We start from the raw sequence: 17,667 nt of genomic DNA on the forward strand, positions 1-17,667 counted from the left end.
CCTAATGTTTAGAAAATTGGCGCTGATTATACACAAAAACTCGTGTTTGATGAAATCAACTCTTAGGCTGTGGCTTTAAAACCATGTAAACGATTGATAGCTTTATCCATTCCGTCAGATAACAGGATGTCCGTGCAGCGCACAGATTCATCAATCGCATCATCAATAAGCTTCTGTTCTGACAGCGGTGGCTTGCCTAACACGAAACCAACAACTTTGTTTTTATCGCCAGGGTGCCCAATACCAATGCGTAAGCGGTAAAAGTTCGGGTTATTGGCAAATTTACTTTGAATATCTTTTAAGCCGTTATGCCCGCCGTTACTGCCACCGAGCTTCATTTTGGCCACACCTGGTGGTAAATCGAGCTCATCATGGGCGACTAAAATTTCATCTGGATTAATGCGATAGAAATTGGCCACTGCTGCGACGGATTTACCGCTCAAATTCATAAAGGTGGTCGGGACCAGCAAGCGAATATCATTGCCATTAAGATTGATGCGAGCCGTATAACCAAAAAATTTAGGCTCTTCTTTTAACGATTGGTTATGGCGTTGTGCCAGTAAATCAACATACCACGCACCAGCGTTATGGCGGGTTTGCGCATATTCAGCGCCCGGATTGGCTAATCCAACAATTAATTTTATTTTACTCACGGGGACTTTTTCACTGTCAATGTATAGAAATTGGCGACTAGTTTACCTCGTGTCGGGGTGGATGTACAAAATTGTCATTGATAAGATTGCGTTAGTGATAATTAGCTTATGAATTATTCGTTAATACCATCATCAGTTGGTAAATTGATAAAAAGCACTTTTTGAGTAGATATCCTTAAACTCTTCTATACATGTGAAGCTTATCGCAAATAATTTTACTTAAAGAGCTATACTCTTTACATAAATATAAAGTTTTATCGAACTTTTCTTCAATGCTTGCGTATCAGTTTACTGATATTGGAGGTAGATATGAAACGGAAAATGGTTACTCTCATTGGTAATGGCTTGATGGGTTTGGGTATGGTGGTGATGGGGGGAAGCATCGGTTTAAACCTGTTTTCTCATATTGTTGATTTAGGGTTGTCCGATGACATCATCAATAGCTCACTGTTTGGGATCTTTATCGGTGCGTTGGTTTGGTTAGTGGGCGCAAGAATGGGCGGTAAAGAGAAAGTGGAAGACCGTTACTGTTTGGTGAAACGTCAATTTCATTCTCGTAACGATAACCACCGCTACCCATAACGAGTTAGCTGAAGTTCATTTGAAGCTTATCAATAGAGATGAACAGAAGCATATTATTGAAAAATAGATGAAATCTAAATAAGAGTGAAATTCACTATGTATGATTTCACTCTTATTTTTTTGCCTGAAAAAGTAGGCTTTAAAAAAACGGCTTTTTGAAAAGCTAAAAATAAAGCCCCTACGGTTGATGAACAACAGTAGGGGCGCTACTTATAAATTTTGTATCGTGACCACAATAAATGTGGTGCGATAAAGCACATTCCCCGTCTCAATAATTTCATGAAAAACGACTGAAACTAGGATGTTAAAACGGGGTCATTAAGACCCCGCTTTAGAATTAGTGCTCGAACATCGCAGAAATTGACTCTTCATTGCTGATACGGCGAATAGCTTCGGCCAGCATGCCTGAAAGGGTCAGGGTACGAACTTTGTTCAGCGCCTTGATTTCAGGAGAAAGAGGAATTGTGTCACAAACAATGACTTCATCAATCACAGAGTTTTTGATGTTGTCTACAGCATTACCTGAGAAGATTGGGTGAGTTGCGTAAGCGAATACACGCTTAGCACCACGTTCTTTCAGCGCTTCAGCTGCTTTACACAGTGTGCCACCAGTATCAATCATATCGTCAACTAAGATACAGTCACGACCAGAAACGTCACCGATGATGTGCATGACTTGAGAAACGTTTGCGCGTGGGCGACGTTTGTCAATGATTGCCATATCAGTATCGTTCAGTAATTTCGCGATTGCTCTAGCACGAACGACGCCGCCGATGTCTGGAGAAACAACGATTGGATTTTCTAAATCTTTCTGCAACATATCTTCCAGAAGGATTGGGCTACCAAATACGTTATCTACAGGAACATCAAAGAAGCCCTGGATCTGCTCTGCGTGTAAGTCAACAGTAAGAACACGGTCAACACCCACACTTGACAGAAAATCGGCAACAACTTTAGCGGTGATTGGTACACGGGCAGAACGTACGCGACGATCCTGTCTTGCATAACCGAAGTAAGGGATAACAGCGGTAATACGACCAGCAGATGCACGGCGCAGGGCATCGACCATAACAACGAGTTCCATCAGGTTGTCATTGGTTGGTGCGCAAGTTGACTGGATGATAAAAATATCACCACCGCGAACATTTTCATTAATTTGAACACTGACTTCGCCGTCGCTAAAACGACCAACAGCCGCGTCTCCAAGATTAGTGTAAAGGCGGTTAGCAACACGTTGTGCTAGTTCCGGTGTAGCGTTACCAGCAAAAAGCTTCATATCGGGCACGAGAAAAACCTCAGGCTTGCGTCCAGAGAGATATTGTTGACCAACAGCAATGATGGATAAGTCATTACTATCGGTGCAATACACGGGTTATCCCAGCGCGGAATTTGTGCACAGGAGAAACATTCGCTCCTTGAGCGACGAATCCTTGCACCCACGATGGGGATTTATTTAACACCTTCAGGGCATCCGCTTGGGTTTCAAATTCAGAAAACACACAAGCGCCTGTTCCTGTTAGGCGAGACGGAGCATATTCTAACAGCCAAGAAACGAGCTGTTCAACCTTACGAAAACGTTTTCTTGCGATCGGTTCACAGTCATTTGCATACGGAGCCAGTAATAATGCGGCTAAAGAGCGTTTTGGAGAATTTCTATTTAATTCTGGATCTGTGAAGATCATCGGAGTTGAGATTTCAATTCCGGGGTGTGCGACTAAATACCAACACTCTTTTGGCTCGGCGGGTGTTAAAATTTCGCCAATACCTTCGGCAAAGGCGGCATGACCGCGAACAAAAACGGGCACATCGGCACCGAGGTGTTTACCTAATTCGGCTAAAACCTCGTCAGCAATGTGTGTTCCCCAATGCTCGTTAAGCGCAATCAGTGTTGTCGCCGCATTTGACGATCCGCCGCCAATTCCACCACCCATCGGCAGCACTTTATTGATGCGAATATCTGCACCTAATGGACCTTGATGATTGAGGGTTTCGCGACAATAGGTTTGCAGGCTTTTGGCGGCTCGAATGATTAAGTTTTTTTCGACATCTACGCCCGGCATCGGGGTGAGTAAATTAATCTGATCATCCGAACGCGTGGTAAAGGTGATTTCATCACCATAATCTAAAAATTGAAACAGAGTCTGTAGCTCATGATAACCATCAGCTCGCTGCCCGGTAATGTATAAAAAAAGATTCAATTTTGCCGGTGATGGCCACGTTAACGTCATTTTTTCAGTGTCCAACTATCCATTTTTAACTTGATGACTTTATCCCCTTGCTTGAGCTCCATGTGGTTCGGCAGCATTGGCGAGGTTTTGGTATCGTAAGAGAGATAATCCAATTTCCATGTTTCGCCATTGATTTTAAACGTCACGGATTTGAGCAAATGGTTACTATCGAGGGTGTATTCAGTGGCGCGTCCCGGTGAGCCGACCAACCAAGCGGTGAGATCGTCAATAGGGATATCCATGCCTGTTAACTGATAAATTAACTCACTCGGCACATCACTCATGTGAGTTTGCCCATCTTTAGTCGTTAATTTGGTTAAATCAGGCTCTACACTGAGTTCCAGTTCACGCGTGCCTAATGGGTTAGTCAGTAATAAACGGTATTTTTCTGGGGTATATTGCTGCCAGAAAAACTTCGCGTAAGTTTTGGTTTCTGTTCCGGTACCTTGACCGCCAATGTACACAAAGGAGCCGCGAGTTTGGTAGTCACGCAGTTCAACCACTTGCGATTGGTGGGCTTTCCACTGCGCATCCGTTGAGGATGAAGTGCCTTTCGTGGTGTCTTGAGAGGTAGTCACACAGGCAGTCAGCAGCAAGCAGGAAAGGGGCATTAATCGCCAAAAATTTTTGGCTGGGCGCGTAAACGACAGAGCTGAAGAAAGTTGCATATCGGTTCTCAAAAGGTAATTTTCAGGAATATTGCGCTAATCTGTAGTGGTTATCAATGAAAACATACCAAAAAGTAGGGAATTTGCTTTCTGTGCCAAATGACGGCATCCTTGATGCATCTTATTGATATTGATATCAGACAGTCCGATAATCAACGTAAATTTTGGTATGCATCATCTTTCTGATTGTTGATCATCGCCTACCCGTAGAAACAGACGCGTTAATCATCTACAATATATAAATATAAATCGCAGTAATGAACTAGGTCACTAGTATCATACTGACAAATAAATTAGCAATGTGAGCAATGTGAGTAAGTCGTAAGCACAATGACCCTATTAGCCCTAGGCATTAATCATAAAACAGCACCAGTGGCTTTGCGTGAGCAAGTCGCTTTTGGTCCTGAAAAAATCGACCACGCACTTGAGGAGTTACTGAAACAGCCTCAAGTGAGTGGCGGCGTTGTGCTGTCTACCTGTAACCGAACTGAACTGTATCTCAGCCTTGAGTCCCAAGAAAAAGCGCAGGAACAGTTAACTAAATGGTTATGTGATTTTCATGGGATCACCGCCAAAGATCTCCAACCTAGCCTCTATTGGCATCAAGATGCGCGCGCAGTTAGCCACCTTATGCGTGTAGCAAGCGGGTTAGATTCGCTGGTTCTTGGTGAGCCTCAAATTCTCGGTCAAGTGAAAAAGGCGTTTGCGCTTTCGCAAGATAATCATTCTCTATCTAGCGAATTAGAGCGCTTATTCCAAAAATCGTTTTCTGTGGCTAAACGTGTGCGAACCGAAACTGATATCGGTGCTAATGCGGTCTCTGTCGCTTTTGCAGCTTGTACACTAGCAAGACAAATTTTCGAATCACTCAAACATTTGAATATCTTGTTAGTCGGGGCAGGGGAAACCATCGAATTAGTCGCACGTCATTTGCGTGAGCATGGCGTACAAAAGATGATGATCGCTAACCGAACGCTAGAACGAGCCGAACTTCTCGCCAAAGAAGTGAACGCGCAAGTTATCTCATTAGCTGATATCGATAACCGTTTAGCAGAAGCGGATATTGTGATTAGTTCAACGGCTAGCCCGCTACCAATTATTGGTAAAGGGATGGTCGAACGTGCGATGAAAGCACGCCGTAGTAAACCTATGTTATTGATTGATATCGCAGTTCCTCGTGATATCGAGCAGGATGTAGAAAAACTCAGAGATGTTTATCTCTACACTGTTGATGATCTGGAATCCATCATTGCCCAAAACTTGGCGCAACGTAAAGCTGCCGCGGTTGAAGCGGAATTTATTGTTGAGCAAGAAAGCGGTCATTTTATGGATTGGTTGCGCTCACAAGCCGGAGTCTCTACAATTCGCGAATACAGAGAGCAGGCGGAAGCAATTCGGGCAAGCATGACCGAAAAAGCACTTGCAGCCATTGCCCAAGGTGCCAACCCTGAGCAAGTAATTATGCAGCTATCACAACAGTTAACCAACCGCCTGATCCACGCTCCGACTAAATCTTTGCAGCAAGCTGCGGGAAATGGGGATGTTGAGCGTCTAAATCTACTTAGGGACAGCCTAGGGCTGGACCATCAATAACCACTTTTTAATCATAGGTCTGATATAACGAATGAAGCCTTCTATTGTCGCAAAACTAGAAGCATTACAAGAACGCTACGAAGAAATTGAAGCGCACCTTGCTGATGCGGGTGTGATTGCTGATCAAGACCGTTTTCGTGCTTTATCAAAAGAATATGCTCAATTAACGGATGTCGCGAAGTGTTTTACTGCGTGGCGCACCGTTCAGGATGATATTGAAACAGCCCAAATGCTGTTAGACGATCCTGAAATGAAAGAGATGGCTCAAGAAGAGCTAAAAGAAGCAAAAGAGCGCAATGAAGAGCTAGAGCAACAATTGCAATTGTTGTTACTTCCAAAAGATCCTGATGATGAATATAACTGCTTTGTGGAAATCCGCGCGGGCGCGGGTGGCGATGAAGCGGCAATTTTTGCGGGTGATTTATTCCGTATGTACAGCCGTTATGCGGAAAGCAACCGCTGGCGCGTTGAGCTGATGAGCACCAGCGATGGTGAGCACGGCGGATACAAAGAAGTTATCGCAAAAATTTCGGGTGATAGCGTGTATGGTCGTTTGAAGTTTGAATCCGGCGGTCACCGCGTACAACGTGTTCCTGAAACGGAATCACAAGGCCGTATTCATACCTCCGCTTGTACTATCGCTATTTTACCTGAACTGCCAGAAGCGGAATTACCGGAAATTAGCCCAGCGGATTTACGTATCGATACGTTCCGTTCATCGGGTGCGGGTGGTCAGCACGTTAACACCACCGACTCTGCAATTCGTATTACCCACTTACCAACGGGTATTGTGGTTGAATGCCAGGATGAACGTTCACAACACAAAAACAAAGCGAAAGCGATGTCTGTGTTGGGTGCGCGTATTCGCCAAGCTGAAATGGATAAACGCCATGCAGCAGAAGCTTCAGAACGCCGTAACTTATTAGGTTCCGGCGACCGTTCTGACCGCATTCGTACCTATAATTTCCCACAAGGTCGAGTCACGGATCACCGTATTAACCTAACGCTGTACCGTTTGGATGAAGTGATGGAAGGAAAGCTGGATACATTAATTCAGCCTATCATCAACGAATACCAAGCTGATCAGCTTTCTGCTTTATCAGAGCAGGACTAATGCGTTATAGCGAATGGTTACAGCAGGCAGTCGTCAGACTGTCTGCCAGTGATAGCGCTAAACGAGATGCGCAGATCCTGTTGCAACACACAACAGGGCGCAGTCGTACCTACATCCTCGCTTTTGATGAAACCGAACTCACTTCCCATGAACAACAGCAATTAGAGGCGCTATTAGCTCGCCGTGAACAAGGAGAACCGATTGCCTACATTGTGGGTGAACGAGAATTCTGGTCACTACCGCTGTATGTTTCCCCTGCAACCTTGATCCCACGTCCAGATACCGAATGCCTTGTCGAGCAAGCGTTAGCGCGCCTTCCTCAAGATGCCTGTCGTATTTTGGATCTTGGCACAGGAACGGGGGCTATTGGGTTAGCCTTAGCGTCAGAGTTACCTAATAGTCGTGTGACGGGCGTGGATTTTAATCCCGATGCGGTGGCGTTAGCGCAACGAAATCAACAACGTTTAGCCATTTCAAATATTCAGTTCTCACAAAGTGATTGGTTTACTTCACTCCCCAATGAACTATTTGATATGATTGTGAGTAATCCTCCTTATATTGATGAGGGTGATATTCACTTAAGTCAAGGTGATGTGCGTTTCGAGCCATCAACCGCGCTGATTGCGGATAATCAGGGTTTTTCAGATTTAGCACATATTATTGCCACATCAAAACAATACCTAAAACAACAAGGGTGGCTGCTGCTTGAGCATGGTTGGCAGCAAGGTTTAACAGTGCGAGAGCTGTTTAATGAAAATGGGTACACCAATGTCGAGACCTGTCTGGATTATGGTGGTAAAGAGCGAATTTCCCTTGGCCAATGGAATGGTTAAGCGGGCAATTGCAGTGGAATTGTAATGAAAACAATAGCAAATATTGAGTTTAATCAGTTACCGTTAAGCGAAGGCATTATGATGGTTTCACAAATCATTCGTGCCGATTTCCCCTTTATGCAGGTACAAACGCAATTAGATGATTTAGTCGCTAAAGCGCGTGAAGCAATGGATTTGACTGCTGATAATCAGTCAAAGATAGAGCGGCTGATTGCACTGTTTTATGGTGAGTGGAAATTTGGTGCGGCGCACGGTGTTTATGCGCTATCTGATATGCTGTGGTTAGATAAAGTTTTAGTTTCTAAGCAAGGTACTCCGGTCTCTCTTGGCTCAATTTTCTTATTTATTGCGGAGCAGCTCGATTTAGAGATTGAAGCTGCGATTTTCCCGACTCAATTACTCTTTGTCTCGACAAAACGCGATGGCTCCCAGTGGTTTATTAACCCTGTTAGCGGTGAAACCTTGTCACAGCATACATTAACGATGTGGTTAAAAGGCACGGTTGATCCATACTCCGAATTTATTTTTGATGAATTGGATGTGGCTGAACATAGCATTATTGTTCGCAAAATTTTCGACACATTAAAAGCGGCGCTGATGGAAGAGAAAAAAATGGAGATGGCATTAAAAGTCTGTGAGACATTGCTGATCCTCGATCCTGAAGACCCTTATGAAATTCGCGATCGAGGGCTTATCCTCGCGCACTTAGATTGTAACCATGTGGCGCTGAGCGACCTTAACTATTTTGTTGAGCACTGCCCAGAAGACCCCGTGTCGGAAATGATTAAGATCCAAATTTATTCGCTGGATAACCTTCCAGTTGTACTGCATTGATTAACGTATAGACAGTTTTTGTCTTCCTATAAAGGGTAAGAGTATGCAACAGAAAGTAGTCAGTATCGGTGATATTAAGGTCGCAAACGATCTGCCATTTGTTCTGTTTGGTGGCATGAACGTACTTGAATCTCGCGATATGGCGATGAAAGTGTGTGAGCATTATGTCACTGTGACACAAAAATTAGGTATTCCGTATGTATTTAAAGCCTCTTTTGATAAAGCTAACCGATCATCTATTCACTCTTATCGTGGACCGGGTCTGGAAGAAGGTCTGAAAATCTTCCAAGAAATCAAACAGACTTTTGGCGTGAAAATCATTACCGATGTTCATACTCCAGAGCAAGCTCAGCCAGCTGCTGAAGTGGTTGATGTTATCCAATTACCTGCATTCTTGGCTCGTCAAACTGACTTAGTTGCAGCGATGGCGAAAACCGATGCGGTAATTAACATCAAGAAACCTCAGTTCATCAGCCCGGGACAAATCGGCAACATCGTTGAGAAATTCATCGAAGGTGGCAACGATAACATTATCCTGTGTGACCGTGGTGCAAACTTTGGTTATGACAACTTAGTAGTTGATATGCTTGGTTTTAATGTCATGATGCAAGCCTCTAATGGTTGCCCAGTCATTTTTGACGTAACACACTCACTGCAATGCCGTGACCCATTTGGCGCAGCATCAGGCGGTCGTCGTGGTCAAGTTGCTGAACTGGCAAGAGCAGGGATGGCGGTTGGCTTAGCCGGTCTATTCCTTGAAGCTCACCCAGATCCAGATAACGCGCGTTGTGATGGTCCTTCTGCATTACCATTAAACAAATTAGAGCCATTCTTACAGCAAGTTAAAGCCATTGACGAAGTTGTGAAAAGCTTTCCTGCGTTGGACACCAACAGCTAATCATCGTTTCAAATGCAATTAAATGATGTTGTTTCCATGTTCGGCGCTGATCTCCAGCGCCGATATGGTGAAAAAATCCATAAAGTCACCTTACATGGTGGTTTTAGCTGCCCAAACCGTGATGGTACGTTGGGGCGAGGTGGCTGCACATTTTGTAATGTGTCATCCTTCAGTGATGAGAAACAGTCCGAACAACCCATCACCCTTCAAATCCGGCAACAAGTCTCTCGAATTTCCCGCGCCAATCGCTATTTAGCGTATTTTCAAGCTTATACCAGTACTTACGACGAAGTACATCGTTTAAAACAGCTGTATGAAGAAGCGCTACAACAGGCGGATATGGTTGGCTTATGCGTAGGAACTCGCCCTGACTGTGTGCCTGAAGCGGTGTTATCGTTACTGGCGGATTATCGCCAACAAGGCTATGAAATTTGGCTAGAGCTCGGTTTACAAACCGCCCATGACAAAACATTGCACCGTATTAATCGTGGTCATGATTTTGCCACTTATCAAGCGACCACCCAAAAAGCTCGAGCACTGGGACTTAAGGTTTGCACCCATTTGATTTGCGGTCTGCCAAATGAAAATGCTGTCATGAATATGCAGACGTTAGAGGCGGTATTGGCGTGTGGCACAGATGGCATAAAACTGCATCCGTTGCATATCGTTGAGGGTAGTATTATGGCAAAAAGCTGGCGAGCAGGTCGCTTAGAAACCCTATCTTTAGATGAATATACCGCAACCGCAGGGGAGATTATCCGCCATACGCCAACGGGTATTCTGTACCATCGTATCAGTGCCAGTGCGAGAAAACCGACATTATTAGCGCCACAATGGTGTGAAAATCGCTGGGTAGGTATGAACAGTTTGTACCAATACTTGCTTGCTAATGGTGGGCAAGGCTCTGCGTTATAGCGCCTTAAGAACCGTTTTAACGCATCGTTTATCATCCGTATTAACGTTTATAAATAATAAGGCACCTATGTACCCAATCCTCTCTGCTATTAAAAATACCAGCCGCCAATTTTGCTTAGGTGCGATGGGCTTAATGTTCTCACTACATGCAATGGCGCAATACGATATTACGCCTGAAGATAAGAAAATATTTGAACAGACCAAAACGGCGGCTCAAAACAATGACGCTAAAGCGCAATATGAATTAGCTGGAATGTATTTGTCGGGAATTGGTGTATTACAAAACCAAAACAATGCCAAGTTATGGGCAGAGAAATCAGCACAAGCAGGCAATGCCGATGCGTATTCGCTATTGGCGGATATCACGTTAATTAGTGGGGATAGAACGTTTACTGAGGAATTTGTCAAAGCCCGTGAATATGCGACTAAAGCCGTTGCTGGTGGGAGTATTCGCGGGAAGATAAGTTTAGCTGAAACGCTGATTACTCCTGAGTCAGGTGGCGTTGATTACCCGCGCGCTATTACACTACTTGAGGAGGTCAGTGCGTTAAATGACAAAGATTATTTTAATGCGCCTTTATGGTTAGGTATTATTTATTACGATGGTAATGGAGTGCCGCAAGATGAGAAAAAAGCGTTGGAATGGTTTGCAAAAGCGGATGCATTAACCTTCGCTGGCTTTGCAGAAGGTATGGCTTCATTTCAATTTAATGATGGTAATAATGGTGCCGTCAGAGATGACGAGCAGAAAGCGACAAAACTCCGTGCGATGGCTTGTGAATTAGGTAAAACCGAAGGTAACGAAATGTATTGCTACTGATTTTTAGCATACAGGATTGAATAGAAAATGCCGCTCTTGTTCAGCAAGTGCGGCATTTTTATTGTCAGTGTTAAGCTAATAATACGGTAGCGTTGTTATGACTTAAGCTGCTTTTTATTCTCTTGGATCCGCTTAACCTCTTCTAATGCACTTTTCAGTGAATTTTGGAAGCTGAGCACGCCATCAATCGGACGAACATTGGCACGGGCTAATGTTTTCAGTGGTTGGAATGGAATATCACACACAATAATGTGGGTGTCTTTACGAACGATATCAATAAATTTATGGAAGGCTTCCAGCCCCCCTGCATCAAATACCGGTACGGCATCCCACTGCATCACAATTGTTTCATACCCGTGACTTTTTACCCGTAGCTCGTCAAAAATACGCTCCGCAGCAGCAAAGAACAGCGGCCCATTAACGCGCACAACCAGCAGGCTTTTATCTTCTTGAGTCTCAGGTAACTGAGTCACGCGTGTCATGTTGGCAATTCGGCGCATAAACAGCAGTGATGCGATAACAATCCCGACAGTGATAGCAATAACCATGTCGAATAGGACAGTCAGTGACATACACAGCAGTAAAACAATAATGTCATCTTTTGGCGCACGGCGGATCAATGTAAACACTTTGCCAGCAGCACTCATATTCCACGCCACAATCAGCAGTAGTGAGGACATAGCAGCGAGCGGTAAATAGGAGAGCAATGGCGCCAGAATAAGCAGGGTCAGCAACACTAAAATAGAGTGCACAATGGCAGAAATAGGGGATGTTGCACCTGCACGGACGTTTGCAGCCGAACGGGCAATCGCTGCGGTTGCGGTGATCCCACCAAAGAATGGGGCGGCAATATTCCCTAACCCTTGACCAATAAGCTCACTATTGGAATGGTGCTTTTTCCCCGTCATGTTGTCGAGCACGACGGCACACAATAGGGATTCAATTGCACCAAGAACAGCCATTGACAGAGCGGCAGGCATCAATGCGGTGATCATCGACCAACTGATGGGCGCACTACCCGGTAACTCCCAAGGCAACATAAACTGAGGCAGAATAGGTGGAATACCGTTACCTTGAGTTCCATCCGGTAGTAAATAGCTAAATTTAGAACCGATAGTTTCCACCTGAATATCAAATAGGGTTAGCGCCCACATGATCAGGGTGCCGACAATAATTGCAGGCAAGTGTCCCGGTAGGCGAACTTTGAGTTTAGGCCAGAAAATCAGCACTAATAAAGTTGCAAGCCCAATCAAGGTGTCACTGTATTGCAAGGTTGGAAATGCCTTAGTCAATGCAATCACTTTATCGACATAGTTTTCAGGGACATGCTCCATATGCAGGCCAAAAAAATCTTTGATTTGCATGGTCGCAATCGTAATCGCAATCCCCGATGTGAAACCAAGCGTGACGGACACAGGAATATATTCGATAAACTTACCGAAGCGAGCAAAACCCATCGCCAGCAAGATAATCCCTGACATTAATGTCGCGACTAATAAGCCACTAAGCCCGTATTGTTGAGATACGGGGTATAAGATAACCACAAAGGCCGCAGTTGGCCCAGAAACGCTGTAACGAGAACCACCCGAAATTGCAATGACAATCCCCGCAATGGCGGCGGTGTAAAGACCATATTGAGGTGGAACACCACTGGCTATAGCGAGTGCCATAGCCAGTGGAATTGCAATAATCCCAACGGTAATACCCGCAATTAAATCCTTCATAAAGCGGGCTGCGGTGTATTTCTCTTTCCAACAGGAATCAATCAATGCGCTAAAAGGGCGCAATCTATTAATATTTTTTGTACTCATTAAAACCCTACCAAAATAACAGGGTGAAAAATAAACGAAATAAAGATATGAGGATACGCCTAACTGAATCAAAAAAATGTGTTATTTATCAATGAAACTACAATTATCATAACGTTTTCAGTATCAAAAGTAAAAAAGCGTTATTTACTCCGTTAAATATCATTAAACGTATTTAAAATAATTATTAACTATCGATTTGCTATTTTAAACAGCAATTTAAAAGGTGTGATAATTAATTAATAGTAAATTCACCGCTTATTTAAATATCCCAAAACGAACTAAAGAATAAGCGAAAATAATAACCATCCCCACAAGAGAACTACGCAATAACTGGCACGCTGAAATAATTTACGAGTACCTTCCCAGCGACTTTCCATGTTTCGGTTTTCCTTATTTTGATTTTCTAAGGATTGAGGAAATAGCAGCCCGAGAGCATTATCAAAGGCTTGGGTATCTCCCTGACGGTAAATTAGCGTGAAGAAATGGTGGTCGAGCCATAGGCGGAAAATAAAGTATTGGCTAGCAAAAAACAGCCCGACACTCACTGCGAGGCTAAAGCGCGATATCGAATCATGAAGCAGTAAAGCAAATTGTCCCAATAACGCGAGGATGGCACCTACGGCAAAATAGCGCCAACTGGCAGTGAATACTAAAATCACATCTCCTTGGTTTTTATCCATCAGTGAACTCATTGGTGTGTTCTCCGTACATGAAATTGCTGATACCAGTGATGTAACTGCTCAACAGTCGCTGAATTTAAAATCACCTGAGGGCGAACTTGTTCCACATGGGCGATGGCCTCATCGATATTTCTCGCCATATTTTGATGCACCATCCAAGCTACCACTACCGTCGCACTACGAGAATAACCTAACTTGCAATGAACATACACCGAACCACTTTGGGCGAGTCTGTCCATAGTTGTAACAGCTTTCTCAATATCCTCGGGGCTTAGAGGTAACAAATCAATTTGCGGCTGACTACAATAATTTTTACCTTGGCTGTAGTTATTGCGAGGCCACTCGCAAGTCATATCGAGAACAGCTTGAGTTTGCAGTGGATATAACGGGCGTCCTCCCAAAACAATTTTTTCGTTCACAATACTGGGTTGCTGACAGCGCTTGGCATAGTAATGATAGGTACCCCAAGCGATCAGGCGATAGGGAAGTAAAATTAATGTGGCAGAAGGAGAAACGTGGCCAGTCGCGGTTTTTTGGAATACAGAAGCGCCAGCACCTAAATAGCCCAATGTGACGAAAGTTAAGGCGATTGCGGGCCATAGGAGGCACCATGCTGCACCTTGCACGAGAAAGGCGAGAGCATAGCAGGCAATAGCACCAAGCCCATAGTTTTTCGCTATTTTCAGGCTACGAGGGCTACCAGTATAGCGCCATTGCCAGCGAGTATTGATGGGTAACAAGTAACTGATGATGACACCAACGGCGAAGCCGGTGATCACATCGATAAAATGATGCTGCCATGTGGTAAGAACGGAGATCAAAATAAGGATTGACCAACTGTGTAGCAACCAGCGCCATTGGGTTGGAGTATGAGCCCTGAAACGTAGCCACAATAACCACAGTAAAATAATATGCAGAGAGGGGGCTTGGTTATAGGGTAAGTCAAACAGCTCTAGGCTATCGAACATCCAGCCGAATGCCCCATTGGTTTCTGGGCGCGGAAAGCTGAATTTAAGTGGAAAAAGTAAAAAACCAGCACAGGCGATCAGCGAGGCGGCAACTAAGCGCAAACCATGGATGTACTGTTCACGGCGGGTGACACAGATAAACAAGGAAAGTCCATAGAACAGGTCGATGCTCCAATAGGGGATGATGGTCCATGGCAAAAATGGAATGTGTGTTTCCCATCCGTATACATAAGAAGGCACATTGGACAGTGTCGCGGTGTAATTATTGACTTGCCCATAGGTTAAAAAGAAAAAAGGGGCTAAGAATAGCAACCAAAATAGCCCATAGAGCCAAATTTGGCGTCGTGATGTCGGGCGCGTGTCCTGGGCTAAATGAAGCATGGGTTCGGTTCCTATCCTTATTAATCGAATTTGGATGCATAGAAAATGCACCAATAAGTCATTTGCCAAGTAAGTGAGCTATTTGCAGGCTGAATGAGTGCTGGGTAGATAAAAATACAGGTTATTGGTGATGATACCAATAACCTGATAGTTAAAAAGAAAAGTAATTAACGGCGTCGAGCAAGGGAAACGCTAAAAATGCCCCAGTTATCGATGGACTGCGTGATTTTTTCGAAGCCAGCTTCTTCGACTAAAGCATCCATTTCGCCTTGGCTACGGCAGCGCATTACCCATGCTTGTCCACCTTGGTGACTTGGCAGTACTCGGGCAATCATTTCAACCTGTGGGTGCCAAGGTTGGCAGGTGTAGACGAGTAGACCACCGGATGGAATGGCACGAGAAAGCCCATCAAGGGAAGCTCGGACCAGCTCATTGCTTGGGAAAAGCTCATATAGACCGCTGACGATTCCCAACGTTGGCGCTGGAGAAACTGCCGCGAGGTCGTCGGCATCAAATGCGTTACCTTCTTCAAAGCGAACTTTGTCTTCTAAGTAACGTTCTTTGATATGTAAACGGCCTTGTTCAACGTTAATTGGGCTGTAGTCACGCAGTAGAACGGAATCGACTTTTCCGTAGTCATTAATGGCATCAAAAATATAACGACCTTGACCCGCGGCAATATCCATAATACGAACGGGTTTTCCTGTATTAGTCAGTTCACGAATAGCTTGGCGAATAATGTTTTCAATGTTGACTTTGCGCTGGCGGATCCCTTGCCAGCCAATACTGTTGAGGTACTGCCTATCGATAATGCGACCAAACAGACCGGAACCTTGCGCCTCGTTGCGATAGACATAGTCGAGGGTAGAGCCGGAATCAAAGCCTTTATCGTAGCCAATACGCACGCCTTCAGATGCTTTACCCAACGTGCTCATGGACTTGCTCATGATCTTATAAGCAAGGTTTTTCGGGCAGTATTGTGGCAGCGGTACACTCAATGAGCGGAATGCATCGGCACTGGTGCTCCAGGTATCTTCGAATTGGTAATTATGTTGATACAGCGGAAGTGCAAATAATTTATCAACAAACTGACGGATCATTTCGATAGGAATATGGCGGTCTTTTTCACCTAATGTGTCGTGATAAAAACCGGGAAGAATATGCTTCTCTTTAATTGAGGTATTTAGGCTATCATAAAACTGATGCTGTGGTTTATGGTGAACCACATGGTCACTACCAGAAATAAACAACTGGGTTGGCAAAGTGATGGCAGCGGCATCCGCGACCACACGTTCTGCAGTTGTATACAGCTCCAGAAGAATGTTTACGGCAATTGGGCGTGTGATCAGCGGGTCATTGTTAAACGATTGAATACGCTGCTCATCGTGGGTTAAAAACTTGGCTTTTACATAAGAGTTCACATAGAACAATCCGCGAATTTTTTGCATTAGCCCTAAGCCTGTACGGGCAAATGGGACGTACAGTTTGACCTTAAATGCTGGGGAGGCTAGCACCATACCACGAATTTTAGGCGCATAGTCATGCACCCATGTAGAGACCAAGACTGCCCCAACACTTTGCCCAATAACAATAATATTTTCGAGTGGGATCTGATATTGCTCTGATACGTAATGGACAAATTCATCCACATCACGGATGGACGTGCCTAGAGATGGGCTGTAGCCACGAGGGCCTTCATTTCGGCCGTGTCCACGAGCATCCCACGCAAACATAGCAAAATCAGGGAGATTCAATTCATCCACTAAATGCGCAACACGACCAGAGTGCTCATGACCACGGTGAAACAAAATAATGGCTTTATCGGTGATTTGTTCAGTTGGCCAATAACGATAAAACAAATTGGTATGATCACTGGTGGTAAATTGAGATTCGACAACGGGACGTTGAGTCGAATAGTCAGTTTGAGCGTTCATAATTCTTCCTTAATTATTTTCCGATACTGCACTTAATTCAGTCAGTGCGCGGCGAATACGGTTATAGCAGGTATAGAACAACAGCAAGGCAAGGATGACGAACAGGATATTGATCCAACTAGTGGTCATCAGTTGCGGAAAAATACAGACAAACAACCCTAGCGCGCCAAAAACAAAAGCACGATCACTTTTGCCTACGGGGCCATCATAACGGCGAGATGCTCCAATCGCTTGAGCAATGACGCCGATAAATTCAGTCAAAACACTGAGGAATAGGATCAATAAAATCCACCAAAATGCATGCGGGAAAATCAGCACGAAAGGTAGGTATAAGGCAACATCAGAGATGACGTCTCCTAGCTCATTTAGCATGGCACCAAGGTGACTTTTTTGGTTATGCTCACGAGCTAGCATGCCATCAATAGCGTTGAGCGCCATACGAATAAAGAGGACAAACGGCAGCAGGATAAACAAATAAGGGCTAGGGAAAATGGCTAATAGAGCGCCAACGATAATGGACAACCCTAATGCTGCGAGGGTGACTTGGTTGGCTGTAATTCCCGCCTCAAAGAGCTGACGAACGATAGGGCGTAACAGATTCTGAAACTTCGGCTTCAGATCATAAATGGTCATTCACTCATCCTTAAAATATACCGCATAGCGTGCAGTTTAATGCTATATCAATACGCGATTATGTTTTAGCTGCAATAAGAGCTGTCCTAAGTTCATTATTGCAACAATTTATCGTTACAACT

Annotated in this window: 17 protein-coding genes; 8 read left to right on the plus strand and 9 right to left on the minus strand. The window is 44.4% G+C overall.

What is annotated here, in order from left to right; all coding sequences use genetic code 11:
• Positions 1 to 62: 62 nt before the first annotated feature.
• Positions 63 to 653 (minus strand): aminoacyl-tRNA hydrolase, encoded by a 591-nt coding sequence (gene pth / locus GKR48_RS02205; RefSeq protein WP_036954667.1) that lies wholly within the window; start codon positions 651 to 653, stop codon positions 63 to 65.
• A gap of 309 nt (positions 654 to 962) precedes the next feature.
• On the opposite strand from pth, the gene GKR48_RS02210 reads away from it, so the two are divergent.
• Positions 963 to 1,235: a DUF2583 family protein gene (locus GKR48_RS02210; RefSeq protein WP_154626635.1), complete on the plus strand. Its 273-nt coding sequence runs from the start codon at positions 963 to 965 to the stop codon at positions 1,233 to 1,235.
• Positions 1,236 to 1,572: 337 nt separating this feature from the next.
• Here GKR48_RS02210 and prs read toward each other — a convergent pair whose 3' ends face one another.
• From prs to lolB, 3 genes are all read right to left on the minus strand, one after another.
• Positions 1,573 to 2,520, minus strand: coding sequence for a ribose-phosphate diphosphokinase (gene prs, locus GKR48_RS02215; RefSeq protein ID WP_006661866.1), 948 nt, complete (start codon positions 2,518 to 2,520; stop codon positions 1,573 to 1,575).
• A 67-nt stretch (positions 2,521 to 2,587) separates the two neighbouring features.
• Complete coding sequence (gene ispE, locus GKR48_RS02220; protein ID WP_154626637.1) at positions 2,588 to 3,463, minus strand: 4-(cytidine 5'-diphospho)-2-C-methyl-D-erythritol kinase; 876 nt, start codon at positions 3,461 to 3,463, stop codon at positions 2,588 to 2,590.
• Positions 3,460 to 4,131, minus strand: coding sequence for a lipoprotein insertase outer membrane protein LolB (lolB, locus tag GKR48_RS02225; protein ID WP_154626639.1), 672 nt, complete (start codon positions 4,129 to 4,131; stop codon positions 3,460 to 3,462). The genes ispE and lolB overlap by 4 nt, the downstream gene beginning before the upstream one ends.
• A 330-nt stretch (positions 4,132 to 4,461) precedes the next feature.
• Between lolB and hemA the strand changes: the two genes are divergently transcribed.
• The 7 genes from hemA to GKR48_RS02260 all read left to right on the plus strand — a co-directional run bounded on the left by hemA (position 4,462) and on the right by GKR48_RS02260 (position 11,138).
• Positions 4,462 to 5,724, plus strand: a complete 1,263-nt coding sequence (gene hemA, locus GKR48_RS02230; protein ID WP_036954652.1) for a glutamyl-tRNA reductase — start codon at positions 4,462 to 4,464, stop codon at positions 5,722 to 5,724.
• Positions 5,725 to 5,755: 31 nt separating this feature from the next.
• Complete coding sequence (prfA, locus tag GKR48_RS02235; RefSeq protein ID WP_006659989.1) at positions 5,756 to 6,838, plus strand: peptide chain release factor 1; 1,083 nt, start codon at positions 5,756 to 5,758, stop codon at positions 6,836 to 6,838.
• The gene (gene prmC / locus GKR48_RS02240; RefSeq protein WP_154626641.1) at positions 6,838 to 7,671 is read left to right on the plus strand and encodes a peptide chain release factor N(5)-glutamine methyltransferase; all 834 of its coding nucleotides are present in this window, start codon (positions 6,838 to 6,840) and stop codon (positions 7,669 to 7,671) included. The genes prfA and prmC overlap by 1 nt, the downstream gene beginning before the upstream one ends.
• A gap of 24 nt (positions 7,672 to 7,695) precedes the next feature.
• On the plus strand, positions 7,696 to 8,505 hold the full coding sequence (locus GKR48_RS02245; RefSeq protein ID WP_154626643.1) for a transglutaminase family protein: 810 nt from the start codon (positions 7,696 to 7,698) through the stop codon (positions 8,503 to 8,505).
• A 43-nt stretch (positions 8,506 to 8,548) separates the two neighbouring features.
• The gene (kdsA, locus tag GKR48_RS02250; RefSeq protein WP_154603938.1) at positions 8,549 to 9,403 is read left to right on the plus strand and encodes a 3-deoxy-8-phosphooctulonate synthase; all 855 of its coding nucleotides are present in this window, start codon (positions 8,549 to 8,551) and stop codon (positions 9,401 to 9,403) included.
• 12 nt (positions 9,404 to 9,415) lie between these two features.
• Positions 9,416 to 10,318 (plus strand): TIGR01212 family radical SAM protein, encoded by a 903-nt coding sequence (locus GKR48_RS02255; RefSeq protein ID WP_154626645.1) that lies wholly within the window; start codon positions 9,416 to 9,418, stop codon positions 10,316 to 10,318.
• Between the two features lie 67 nt (positions 10,319 to 10,385).
• On the plus strand, positions 10,386 to 11,138 hold the full coding sequence (locus GKR48_RS02260) for a tetratricopeptide repeat protein (RefSeq protein WP_154626648.1): 753 nt from the start codon (positions 10,386 to 10,388) through the stop codon (positions 11,136 to 11,138).
• 95 nt (positions 11,139 to 11,233) lie between these two features.
• Here the strand turns inward: GKR48_RS02260 and dauA are convergent, their stop codons facing one another.
• From dauA to GKR48_RS02285, 5 genes are all read right to left on the minus strand, one after another.
• A complete protein-coding gene (gene dauA, locus GKR48_RS02265; protein ID WP_154626650.1) occupies positions 11,234 to 12,949 on the minus strand; it encodes a C4-dicarboxylic acid transporter DauA in 1,716 nt (571 codons plus the stop codon).
• Between the two features lie 278 nt (positions 12,950 to 13,227).
• On the minus strand, positions 13,228 to 13,641 hold the full coding sequence (locus GKR48_RS02270) for a hypothetical protein (RefSeq protein WP_154626652.1): 414 nt from the start codon (positions 13,639 to 13,641) through the stop codon (positions 13,228 to 13,230).
• Positions 13,638 to 14,978, minus strand: coding sequence for a phosphatase PAP2/dual specificity phosphatase family protein (locus GKR48_RS02275; RefSeq protein ID WP_154626654.1), 1,341 nt, complete (start codon positions 14,976 to 14,978; stop codon positions 13,638 to 13,640). The genes GKR48_RS02270 and GKR48_RS02275 overlap by 4 nt, the downstream gene beginning before the upstream one ends.
• Positions 14,979 to 15,145: 167 nt before the next feature.
• Complete coding sequence (locus GKR48_RS02280; RefSeq protein WP_154626656.1) at positions 15,146 to 16,912, minus strand: bifunctional alpha/beta hydrolase/class I SAM-dependent methyltransferase; 1,767 nt, start codon at positions 16,910 to 16,912, stop codon at positions 15,146 to 15,148.
• Positions 16,913 to 16,921: 9 nt separating this feature from the next.
• Positions 16,922 to 17,545, minus strand: coding sequence for a CDP-alcohol phosphatidyltransferase family protein (locus tag GKR48_RS02285; protein ID WP_154626658.1), 624 nt, complete (start codon positions 17,543 to 17,545; stop codon positions 16,922 to 16,924).
• Positions 17,546 to 17,667 lie beyond the last annotated feature (122 nt).

The sequence above is a fragment of the Providencia sp. wls1943 genome, from assembly GCF_009706275.1.
GTDB classification, from domain to species: Bacteria; Pseudomonadota; Gammaproteobacteria; order Enterobacterales; family Enterobacteriaceae; genus Providencia; species Providencia zhijiangensis.

Bases quoted from the DNA above. Each gene is read 5' to 3' on its own strand.
- GKR48_RS02210 (WP_154626635.1), top strand. From the start codon at position 963: ATGAAACGGAAAATGGTTACTCTCATTGGTAATGGCTTGATGGGTTTG.
- ispE (WP_154626637.1), bottom strand. From the start codon at position 3,463: ATGACGTTAACGTGGCCATCACCGGCAAAATTGAATCTTTTTTTATAC.
- lolB (WP_154626639.1), bottom strand. From the start codon at position 4,131: ATGCAACTTTCTTCAGCTCTGTCGTTTACGCGCCCAGCCAAAAATTTT.
- hemA (WP_036954652.1), top strand. From the start codon at position 4,462: ATGACCCTATTAGCCCTAGGCATTAATCATAAAACAGCACCAGTGGCT.
- prfA (WP_006659989.1), top strand. From the start codon at position 5,756: ATGAAGCCTTCTATTGTCGCAAAACTAGAAGCATTACAAGAACGCTAC.
- prmC (WP_154626641.1), top strand. From the start codon at position 6,838: ATGCGTTATAGCGAATGGTTACAGCAGGCAGTCGTCAGACTGTCTGCC.
- GKR48_RS02245 (WP_154626643.1), top strand. From the start codon at position 7,696: ATGAAAACAATAGCAAATATTGAGTTTAATCAGTTACCGTTAAGCGAA.
- kdsA (WP_154603938.1), top strand. From the start codon at position 8,549: ATGCAACAGAAAGTAGTCAGTATCGGTGATATTAAGGTCGCAAACGAT.
- GKR48_RS02255 (WP_154626645.1), top strand. From the start codon at position 9,416: ATGCAATTAAATGATGTTGTTTCCATGTTCGGCGCTGATCTCCAGCGC.
- GKR48_RS02260 (WP_154626648.1), top strand. From the start codon at position 10,386: ATGTACCCAATCCTCTCTGCTATTAAAAATACCAGCCGCCAATTTTGC.
- dauA (WP_154626650.1), bottom strand. From the start codon at position 12,949: ATGAGTACAAAAAATATTAATAGATTGCGCCCTTTTAGCGCATTGATT.
- GKR48_RS02270 (WP_154626652.1), bottom strand. From the start codon at position 13,641: ATGAGTTCACTGATGGATAAAAACCAAGGAGATGTGATTTTAGTATTC.
- GKR48_RS02275 (WP_154626654.1), bottom strand. From the start codon at position 14,978: ATGCTTCATTTAGCCCAGGACACGCGCCCGACATCACGACGCCAAATT.
- GKR48_RS02280 (WP_154626656.1), bottom strand. From the start codon at position 16,912: ATGAACGCTCAAACTGACTATTCGACTCAACGTCCCGTTGTCGAATCT.
- GKR48_RS02285 (WP_154626658.1), bottom strand. From the start codon at position 17,545: ATGACCATTTATGATCTGAAGCCGAAGTTTCAGAATCTGTTACGCCCT.